Origin of the sequence: Pseudomonas sp. BAV 4579 (assembly GCF_009765395.1) — a bacterium.
In the GTDB taxonomy this organism is placed as follows: domain Bacteria; phylum Pseudomonadota; class Gammaproteobacteria; order Pseudomonadales; family Pseudomonadaceae; genus Chryseomonas; species Chryseomonas aestiva.
Genome location: NZ_WHOV01000122.1, coordinates 1 through 5,030, shown reverse-complemented (window position 1 = coordinate 5,030; position 5,030 = coordinate 1). Strand labels below are relative to the sequence as shown.

Sequence of the window (5,030 nt, the reverse complement as noted above, 5' to 3'; positions counted from 1 at the left end):
GCGCAAGACCATCACCCAGCGCTGGCCGCAGCGCGAGGCCCAGGAGGCTTCGCAGTTTGCCTTCCCCAGCAATGGCTGAGTTTATTCAAAAGCTGCTACGCGTCGGCCAAACGGCGTTGAGAATGCCCTGGGTCGCCAGCCCGGTCGGAATGCTCATTTACTACTTGTAAACCCGAGCGCGGGTCCGATCCGCTTCCTCAGCCATTTTCGCGGGGCCGCCTAGGCCTTGTTTGTCGCTAGCTCGCGAGCCTTTGAATAGGCTCGAAAAGGTCCATTCCTTGGCCTGCCGCACAGCAGGCCGGCCAGGGAAGGCCTTACCCTTCGGCTGCCCTCAGCCGCCGAAGCCCCCATGCCTGCCCTTACCTTCACAGCCGTCGCCCGTCTCGGGTGTGTGATTGGCCTCCTGCTCGCGAGCCTGACCGGATGCACCAGCCAGTCCGCCCAGGACATTGCCCGGCAATTCGGCAAGACCCGCCCCAGCGAATTCCTGCAGACCAGCTCCGACCGCATGGCTACCCTCGCCTTGCAGGCCAATCTGCAGAGTCTCTACCGGCTGATGAACAAGCTCTACCTGCGCAATCCGGCCGAATGGAAGAAGACCGGCCTGCCCGATGCCGCCAGCGCCGAGCGCGAGATCCGCCTGGCCATCGAGCAGCAGCGCAGCCTGCCTGCGCTGGGCGGCCGCAAGGACGTGGCGGCCCTTAGCTACGTGCTCGGCGACGACTACCGCGGCGACCGCGTCGGCGCCTTCATCTATGCCATCGGCAGCATGATCATCGCGGCCCACGGCAATCGCACCGAGTTCTACATCACCGATGTGGTCAATGCGCGCTTCGTCAACAATGCAGCCCGCAACATCGAGAAGGCCACCTGGCTGCTCGGCCAGCGGAAGAACGCCGAGGGCGAACCGCTGCTGTTCGCCAACGAGATCTCGGAGGAGGGCAGCAACCTCAGCTTCGCCACCGAGTTCGGCAAGATCGTCGCCCGGCTGGACCTGCTCGCCCAGTTGCTGGACGAGCGCTATCGGCGCATCGGCGTCAACTACGCCCAGAGTCTGCTGTTCATCAATTTCCTGCCGGTGCAGTAGCGCCTTCGACCGGGCGTCCCTTAGAGTCGAGCGACCTCGACAACCATAACAAGGGGTTCTCTCATGGTCGCTGCCTTGCGCATCGCCCTCATCGGTGCCGGCAACATGGGCCGCCAGCACCTGCATCATCTTCAATCCGTGCCGAGCGCCCGGCTGTGCGGCCTGGCCGATCCCGATCCGGGGGCGGCCGAACTCGCCGCGCAATGGGCCGTGCCGCATTTTCGCGATCATCGCCAGCTGCTGGAAAGCGTGCGCCCGGAAGCGGTGATCGTCGCCAATCCCAATGCGCTGCATGTGGCCACCGCCCTGGATTGTCTGGAACTGGGCATCCCGCTGCTGCTGGAGAAGCCCGTTGGGACCACGTCAGCAGAGGTGGCTCGGCTGCTGCACGCCCAGCGCGACCGGCGCGTACCACTGCTGGTCGGGCATCATCGTCGCCACAATCCGCTGATCGCCAGGGCTCATGAATTGTTGCGCAAAGGTGTGCTTGGCCGCCTGGTTACCGTCACCGCGCTGTGGCAACTGCAGAAGCCCGAGAGCTATTTCGCGAGTGCCTGGCGCCGCGAAGCGGGGGCCGGGATGCTGCTTACCAATCTGATCCACGACCTCGATCTGCTGCGTCATCTCTGCGGTGAGGTGCGCCAGGTCCAGGCCTTCGCCGACAACGCCCTGCGCGGCTACGCCAATGCCGACAGCGTCGTGATCAGCCTGCAATTCGAGAGCGGCGCCCTGGGCAGTCTCACCGCCAGTGACGGCGCCGTCGCGCCCTGGAGCTGGGAGCTCACCAGTGGCGAGAATCCGGTCTATCCCCACCAGCCGGACCAGTCCTGCTACCTCTTCGCCGGCACCGAAGGCGCCCTGAGCGTGCCGCAGCTACGTCTCTGGCGCTATGCCGAGGCGGGCGCCGGCTGGCACCAGCCGCTCGCGACGGAGCTGCGGGCCGCGGCCCCGGACGAGGCCTTGCGGCTGCAGCTGGAGCACTTCGTGCGGGTCGCGCGGGGAGCAGAGGACCCCCTGGTGAGCGCCGAGGATGCCGCCCATACCCTAGCGCTGGTGGCCGCCGTGGAGCGTGCCGCCGCCAGCGGCACGGCGCAGCACCCGGCAGCGCCCTTGCCAGACTAGCGATCCTTACAGCGGCTTGGTCAGTTCCTTGGCGCGGTCATAGGCCTTGGAGAAGCCCTTGAGCGACAGGCTTTCGCTGGCGGTCTCGCCGTTGGCGACCGGGGTGGTCACGGTCAGGCGACCGCCGCGCTGCAGCTGCTTGAAGACGTCACCGACGAATTCCACCGGCACCACGCAGCCCTGAGGGATGCAGGTGTGGAAGGGCCGATTCTCCAGACTGCGCTTGTCGATCTGCAGCGAGATCGGCTTGGTCACCGCCACGCCAAAGGGCAGCACCAGGATGCCGTCCACGCCTTCCCGATTGGGGCGCAACTCGGTAACCAGCATGCGCTGGCCCTTGGCGCTGTCCTTCTGCTGGGTGATGGCGCACAGCTGCGCGGAGCGGTCCGCGTTGCGGGCGATGCGGCAGATCACCTGCCAGTCGCCATACTTCTCCGAGACTGACGGCTGGGGTTCCTGGGCGTTGGCAGGCGCCGACTGGGCGAAGGCCTGGCCGGCGAGCAGCAGGGGCGCGAGGAACAGGGCCGAGCGGAGGAAGCGCTGAGACATGGAGAGTCCTTGGCAGGAGGGAAAGAGCCTCAAGGGTAGGGCATCGCTCCGCCAGGGAACACCCCGGCACGACGATCAGACCTTTTTGACGAACTCGGATTTGAGCTTCATCGCACCTATGCCATCGATCTTGCAGTCGATGTCGTGATCGCCGTCGACCAGGCGGATGTTCTTGACCTTGGTGCCGACCTTGACCACCAGCGACGAGCCCTTGACCTTGAGATCCTTGATCACGCTGACGGTATCGCCGTCCTGCAGGGGATTGCCGACCGCATCGCGGATCACCTTGGCTTCAGCCGCGGTACCGACGTCCCCGGGCGTCCATTCATGGGCGCATTCCGGGCAGATCAGCTGGTCGCCATCGGCGTAGGTGTATTCGGATGCGCAGAGGGGGCAGGGCGGCAAAGCGGTCATGGCGGGGTACCTGGCTGGAAAAGCCGCGCATTGTATAGGGTTTTAGCCCGGCCTGCGTGGAGTCCTTGCCCTAGGCTGCCAGCTGTACCTCGACCACGGTACCGTGGTCGTTGCGGTAGTGCGCCTCGCCACCGAGCTGTTCGGCCAGGCTCTTGATGATCTTGAAGCCCAGGCGCTGGCTGGTACGCGGATTGAATTGCGGCGGCATGCCCCGACCGTTGTCGGCGATCCGCAACAGCAGTCGCTGATCGTCGCCGCGCTGCAGGCTGATGCTGATCAGGCCACGCTGGCCGGCGTCGAAGGCGTGCTTGAGGGAATTGGTCACCACCTCCGCCACCAGCATCGACAGGGTGGTCAGGCGGGGCAGGTCGAAGTTGAGCGGTTCGGCGGTGATGGCGCAGGAGACATTGGCCTGGCCCGCGGCGGCAAGCAGATCACTGGTCAGCAACTGCAGGTGATGGGCCACCGGCTGATCGGCGTCGGCGGGGTCGTGCAGGCGCCGGTGGATGCGCGAAATGCTCTCCAGTCGCGAACGGGCTTCTTCCAGGGCCTGGGACGCCTGGCTGTCGCCGGGAAGCTTGAGTTGCTGCAGCATGAGCAGGGAGGCGATGAACTGGATGTTGTTGGCGACCCGGTGCTGCAACTCCTGGAACATCGTCGTCTGGACGTTGTAGAGGTCGTGGATCACCTGCTGTTCGGCGCGCAGCCGGGCGCTGGCCGTGTGCATGTAATGGATCAGCACGATGTCGACGCTGACGATGACCACATAGAAGGCCAGGGCCAGGGCACCCTGGGGCCCTACGTCGAAGGTCCAGCCCGGCGGAATGAAGAAGTACCAGGCGGCCAGTCCGGACAGCACGGCACACAGGGTGCCGGCGCGACTGCCGCAGAAGAAGGCGGTCAGGATGACGGCGGGAAAGAAGGTCAGGTAGGGAAAGCCCTGCATCAGGACGTCCACCAGGGCGAAGCGTGCCGCCAGGGCCAGGGCGAACGCCAGCAGGGCGAGGCTGTAGGCCAGTGCCGGGCGCGCGCGGATCCTGCTGCTGAGATCGCTGATCCAGTGACGACGAGACGACGGATCCAAGGCTCTGACCTGCGGGGTAGACGGCGGCGGCGCAAGCTTAACGCAAAGCCGTCTCGCTTGGGCGGATGGTGGCACCAAAGGTGGCTGCGCCCGGCTCGACGGCGATTTCCTGTACAAGGCCTGCACCTTCCCGAGCAAAATTGCTGACTTTGGGTGAGCCAGAGGCTTTTTCTTGTACAGAGTGCCCTTGGTCGTACAAGCCAGGACGGAAGCGAAACCTTATGGTCAAACGATTACGTCTTCACCACCACAGGATCCGCTCATGAATCGCCAGCGCGTATTGGTCGCCGAAGATGAGCCCGTCCTACTGGATCTGCTGCAGGAGCTGTTCGAGGGCTGGGGTTATCAGGTGCATGCCTTCGGCAGCGCCGATGCGGCCTGTGCCTTTCTGCAGGACGAGCAGCCGCAGCTGGATCTGCTCTTCACCGATGTGCGCATGCCGGGAACCCTGAGTGGCGTCGATCTGGCGCTGCAGGCGCGTGGGCGGCAGGCCAATCTGCCCATCGTCATCACCTCGGGCTATTGCGAGGACAATCCCGCTCGCGCGGCGCGGGCAACCTTTCTGCCCAAACCCTGGGATCTGGAAGCCTTGCACCGCAGTTGCCCGCTTCCCGGGCGCCAAGGGCACTACGCCTAGGGCTTCTGCCCGGCTCAGGTAGCCAGCAAATCGCGCCCATGAAAAAGCCCGTAGCGGTCACCCGCTACGGGCTTTTCAGATTTTGGCTCCGCGACCTGGACTCGAACCAGGGACCCAATGATTAACAGTCATTTGCT

General features: G+C 65.0%; 6 protein-coding genes. 3 read left to right on the top strand and 3 right to left on the bottom strand.

Features of this window, described 5'->3' with window-relative positions:
- Window positions 1-349: 349 nt before the first annotated feature.
- Window positions 350-1,087, top strand: coding sequence for a hypothetical protein (locus GSQ95_RS20395; RefSeq protein WP_158894469.1), 738 nt, complete (start codon window positions 350-352; stop codon window positions 1,085-1,087).
- Window positions 1,088-1,150: 63 nt separating this feature from the next.
- On the top strand, window positions 1,151-2,209 hold the full coding sequence (locus GSQ95_RS20390; RefSeq protein WP_158894472.1) for a Gfo/Idh/MocA family protein: 1,059 nt from the start codon (window positions 1,151-1,153) through the stop codon (window positions 2,207-2,209).
- Between the two features lie 6 nt (window positions 2,210-2,215).
- Here GSQ95_RS20390 and GSQ95_RS20385 read toward each other — a convergent pair whose 3' ends face one another.
- The 3 genes from GSQ95_RS20385 to GSQ95_RS20375 all read right to left on the bottom strand — a co-directional run bounded on the left by GSQ95_RS20385 (window position 2,216) and on the right by GSQ95_RS20375 (window position 4,256).
- Window positions 2,216-2,758: an invasion associated locus B family protein gene (locus GSQ95_RS20385; RefSeq protein ID WP_158894475.1), complete on the bottom strand. Its 543-nt coding sequence runs from the start codon at window positions 2,756-2,758 to the stop codon at window positions 2,216-2,218.
- A 75-nt stretch (window positions 2,759-2,833) separates the two neighbouring features.
- Window positions 2,834-3,172 carry a zinc ribbon domain-containing protein YjdM gene (locus GSQ95_RS20380; RefSeq protein WP_158894478.1) on the bottom strand — a complete coding sequence of 113 codons (339 nt, stop codon included), beginning with the start codon at window positions 3,170-3,172 and terminating at the stop codon, window positions 2,834-2,836.
- A gap of 70 nt (window positions 3,173-3,242) precedes the next feature.
- Window positions 3,243-4,256 (bottom strand): sensor histidine kinase, encoded by a 1,014-nt coding sequence (locus GSQ95_RS20375; protein ID WP_252977173.1) that lies wholly within the window; start codon window positions 4,254-4,256, stop codon window positions 3,243-3,245.
- Between the two features lie 262 nt (window positions 4,257-4,518).
- Here GSQ95_RS20375 and GSQ95_RS20370 point away from each other — a divergent pair, with 262 nt between their 5' ends.
- Complete coding sequence (locus tag GSQ95_RS20370) at window positions 4,519-4,893, top strand: response regulator (RefSeq protein WP_158894481.1); 375 nt, start codon at window positions 4,519-4,521, stop codon at window positions 4,891-4,893.
- The last annotated feature ends 137 nt before the right edge of the window (window positions 4,894-5,030 follow it).

Excerpts from the sequence above, each read along its gene's own strand:
- GSQ95_RS20370 (WP_158894481.1), top strand. The coding sequence starts at position 4,519 with ATGAATCGCCAGCGCGTATTGGTCGCCGAAGATGAGCCCGTCCTACTG.
- GSQ95_RS20385 (WP_158894475.1), bottom strand. The coding sequence starts at position 2,758 with ATGTCTCAGCGCTTCCTCCGCTCGGCCCTGTTCCTCGCGCCCCTGCTG.
- GSQ95_RS20390 (WP_158894472.1), top strand. The coding sequence starts at position 1,151 with ATGGTCGCTGCCTTGCGCATCGCCCTCATCGGTGCCGGCAACATGGGC.
- GSQ95_RS20395 (WP_158894469.1), top strand. The coding sequence starts at position 350 with ATGCCTGCCCTTACCTTCACAGCCGTCGCCCGTCTCGGGTGTGTGATT.
- GSQ95_RS20380 (WP_158894478.1), bottom strand. The coding sequence starts at position 3,172 with ATGACCGCTTTGCCGCCCTGCCCCCTCTGCGCATCCGAATACACCTAC.